General features: G+C 68.2%; 3 protein-coding genes. 1 reads left to right on the forward strand and 2 read right to left on the reverse strand.

The window, feature by feature from the left end; genetic code table 11:
• A partial coding sequence (locus tag RMO85_RS16980) for a S8 family serine peptidase (protein ID WP_310529900.1) occupies positions 1 to 379 on the forward strand: 379 nt, incomplete at its 5' end.
• A 56-nt stretch (positions 380 to 435) separates the two neighbouring features.
• Here RMO85_RS16980 and RMO85_RS16985 read toward each other — a convergent pair.
• Positions 436 to 1,470 carry a phosphatase PAP2 family protein gene (locus RMO85_RS16985; protein WP_310529901.1) on the reverse strand — a complete coding sequence of 345 codons (1,035 nt, stop codon included), beginning with the start codon at positions 1,468 to 1,470 and terminating at the stop codon, positions 436 to 438.
• Positions 1,467 to 3,133, reverse strand: a 1,667-nt coding sequence (locus RMO85_RS16990; RefSeq protein ID WP_310529902.1) for a phosphatase PAP2 family protein, incomplete at its 5' end; no start/stop codon positions are given. The genes RMO85_RS16985 and RMO85_RS16990, both read right to left, overlap by 4 nt.

The following is a 3,133-nucleotide window of genomic DNA, read 5'->3' on the forward strand; positions in this document are numbered from 1 at the left end:
CCAGGTGGCGACCTCGTGGGCGGCCGCTGAGGTCAGCGGTGTCGTGGCGCTGCTGCGCTCGCACTATCCGCGAGACACCGCCAAGCAGGTCGTGGCCAGGTTGATGGCAACGACCGAGGGCTCGGAGACGGCCCTGAACCCGTGGACCGGCGCCGGGGTCGTCCAGGCGCACGATGCCCTCACCCGCTCGCTCGACCCGGGCCGTGGCGGCAGGATCGAGCGCTCGACGGCGCAGGACCGTCGCGACTCGACGCCGCCGCCTGCGCCGACCCGTCTCGACCTCTTCGGGTCGTCGCGTGCGCTGCTGCTGTGGTTCGGCCTGGCCGGCGGCGCGCTGATGGCACTCGCGTTCATGCTGCGGTCGTTGACCCGCCGCTGAACGCCACCCGCTCCGGACACCGGCCCGGACGCGAGAGCCCCGAGCCATCGGAGGTGCTAGGCCTGCGACCTACGGGCGCGCCGCGGGTAGACCATCCATCGCCCGAGGAACACGGCGGCATAGGCCACCACGAAGCCGCCGATGAGGTCGACGGCGAAGTGCCAGCCGAGGTAGACCGTTGCCACCATGGTGCCTGCGAGGTACACGGTCATGGCCTGTGCGGCCCGGTCGAGCCGGTAGTAGCGCGCCATCAACAAGATCATGAGCACGATGGCGACATGCAGGCTCGCGAAGGCCGCGATCTGCGCGGTGGCGTCGTGTGCCTGGGGCTGTGCCAGCAGATCCGCGCGCTGTGTCAGGTAGCGCGCCTGTGTGTCCTGGGTCCTGGTGTGGGAAAGGCCGGCGAACTCCTCCGGTGCGTAGCTGAACGGCCCCAGTGAGGGAATCAGGTAGTACGCGCCGACCCCCAGGATCCACACCCACATCGCGGACGTGATGAAGACGTATCCGTGCCGAACCCGGTCGGTGAAGACCAGTGCGGCGACGAAGGACGCCGAGAGCACTGACGAGAACGACACGTAGATCAGCGTCAGCACGTACGCCGCGACGTGCTGGCCCAGCACGTCATGCAGCAGCACGGCGGGGCTGTGCCCGAGGAACAACCATCGGTCCCACTGCTGGAGCATGTCGTCACGCGGCTCGTTGAAGACGTTCCAGCTCTTCAGGTTGTGGTAGCAGAAGTACACGAGGTGGTACGCCAGCAGCCCAGTCATGGCCAGGGCCAGGCGGCCTCGAGTCCAGCGGCTCCGCAGCACCTCGAGGGTCCTGCGGAGCGTCCACCCCGGTCGGCCAGCACGGCGACCGGCGTCGACCAGGCTGAGCAGCGCGAACAGGCCGACGGAGATCGCCATGCGCCACGGCAGCCATGCGCCATGCGGGTCCCTGACCGGAATGCCGTAGTGGTGCGAACCCGCGGCGGTCACCATCGCGAACAGCACGACGAGCAGCCACACGCGGGCAACCCACCAGTACCCCTCCTGCTCGCGAGGCAGGACCTCACCGGTGCGCGGTCGCAGTTCGGGTGCGCTCACGGGGACCTGGTCTGCGCCGGTTCCGGGGTGGCCGTGCGGATCCGGACGGCGCGGCCTGACCCGTCGGGCAGCCCGATGCGGAGCAGCCTGGCCATCGAGAAGCCCTTGAGCGTCAGCAGGGCGAGGGCGAATGCGGTGGCGAGCACGGCATCCCTGGTCAGGAGCAGGATGGCGATGAAGGCGGCCGAGTTGACGGTCTTGCCCAGCGGGGACCAGTTGAGAGCCCAGATCCGATGGTCCACCAGGTAGAAGTAGTTGGGGCTCAGCAGCGGCCAGGCCAGGAAGGCCAGCGACAGCAGCAGGTCGACCACGAGGAACTCGACGACGTACACCCCGACCGGCAGGGCCAAGGTGCGGTCGAGCCAGACCAGCGCCACGTAGAGGGGGACCGCGGACAGGCGGTCGCAGAGGATGTCCGCCACCGCCCCGATCCTGGTCTCCTGATCCAGACGTCGCGCCAGCCAGCCGTCGAGGATGTCGCCCACCCAGTAGACGGCAAGGCTGCCGAGCAGCAAGCCCATGGAATCGCTCCGCACCGCCGCGACGATCAGGGTCAGTGAGCCGATCGTCCGCGCCACGGTCACGACGGTCGGCCAGGTCCAGAACCTTTCGCGTTCGGGTCGCGCGTAGCCGACGGTGCCGACGCTCACGTCGTGCTTGTGGGCGTTGGAGGTCAAGACGTTGGCATGCCCAGGGTGGGAGGGCAGGATGGACGGCAGCCGATGCTGGTTGCCGGTTCCCCACGCTGCTATCCACACCGCGGCCACCCCGATCGCCATCCCGCCGAGGGCATCCAGCAGGTAGTGCCACCCGAGGTACACCGTGGCCAGGATGTTGAGGAACAGGAACAGCCACAGACCCCACTGGATGAAGACCGGGCGCAGCTTGATCATCATCGCGATCAGCGTCGCGGTCACCATGACCGAGACGTGCAACGACGCGAACGCCGCGATCGTCTGCAGTGCGTCGGTGCCGAACGGATCGGCGAGCATGTCGGTCCGGTCGGTCAGCCAGCTCTGGGCGATGTGGGTCACCTGCGTCTCCGGCAGGTCCGCGAACAGTTCCGGCCGTGCGTAGATCGGGCCGGTCGAGGGCACCAGGTAGTAGATCGACACGCCCAACACCCAGTTGACCGCGACCGCGGTGACGTACCAACAGGCCGTGTCGAGGTTGCTGGTCCAGAACAGGGCGATCAACAACGACAGCGTGAGGAACACGATCCACGCGACGTAGGTGATCGACATCAGGTGCGCGGCGACTCCGGTGCCCAGCAGGTCGTGCAGCACCGTGGCCGGGTCGTGGCCGAATGTCACCTTCCGGTCGAGACGCAGCAGCTCGTCGTCCAGCATGTGCGGCCGCACGAAGGGGACGTAGCTCTTCAGGTTTCGAAAACCGACGTAGGCGAGATACCAGCTGCCCATGCCGATCAGGACGAGCCGGATCCGCGGAGCATGCCACCGCTCGCGGATGACCGCCCGGGCCCGCGAGCGCCATCCGACCAGACCGCCGCCATGAAGGCAGCGCGCGACCACGTCGATGAGGAAGCAGGCGCCGGCGATGAGGGGCAGCCGGATGTAGGACGGCCCCACGATCGAGTCATCCGGATCCCGAAGCGGAAGGTGCTGGATCCTGGAGACGACCACCGCCGCGCCGAACAGGCCGA

Source organism: Nocardioides sp. (assembly GCF_031422975.1).
Taxonomy (GTDB): Bacteria; Actinomycetota; Actinomycetes; order Propionibacteriales; family Nocardioidaceae; genus Nocardioides.